Annotated in this window: 1 protein-coding gene; it reads right to left on the minus strand. The window is 66.8% G+C overall.

Translation table 11 applies throughout. The features are described 5' to 3' along the window. Window positions 1-713 (minus strand): aldehyde dehydrogenase family protein (locus FDW84_RS18980; protein WP_138611030.1); only part of this gene is annotated, 713 nt, incomplete at both ends.

The following is a 713-nucleotide window of genomic DNA, read 5'->3' on the forward strand; positions in this document are numbered from 1 at the left end:
CCGGCGTAGGGGTCGGCGATGCCGATGTACTGCGTGTAAAGGTATTCCTCGATGCCCTCGAGGCCGCCTTCACGCCCCAGGCCGGACTGCTTGACGCCGCCGAAGGGTGCCGCGGCGTTGGAGATGACGCCGGCGTTCAGGCCGAGCATACCGGTTTCGAGGCGTTCACCCATCCGGATGCCCCGGTTGAGGTCCTTGGTGAAGACGTAGGCCACCAGCCCGTATTCGGTGTTGTTGGCCAGGCGCACTGCGTCGTCCTCGCTGGAGAACGTGACAATCGGGGCGACGGGGCCGAAGATTTCCTCGGACAGGATCCGGGTGCCTTCGGTAACGCCCGAGAGGATCGTGGGCTGGTAGAAGTAGCCCGGACCCTCCACCGGGCCGCCGCCCAGGACGGCCTTCGCGCCGGAGGCAACGGCGTCGGACACCAGCTCGTGGACCTTGTCCCGGCTCTTGGCATCAATTAGCGGGCCCACCTTGGACTCCGGGTCAGTGCCCCGGGCCGTGGTCATTTCCTTCATCTTCGCGGCGAACTTCTCCGCGAACCCGGCAGCGACGGACTCGTGGACAATGAAGCGGTTCGCAGCGGTGCAGGCCTCACCCATGTTCCGCAGCTTGGCGAGCATGGCACCGGCGACGGCGGCGTCCAGGTCCGCGTCCTCGAAGACGAGGAACGGGGCGTTGCCGCCCAGTTCCATGGAGGTGCGCAGGAC

The organism is Pseudarthrobacter sp. NamE5 (genome assembly GCF_005796225.1).
In the GTDB taxonomy this organism is placed as follows: Bacteria; Actinomycetota; Actinomycetes; order Actinomycetales; family Micrococcaceae; genus Arthrobacter.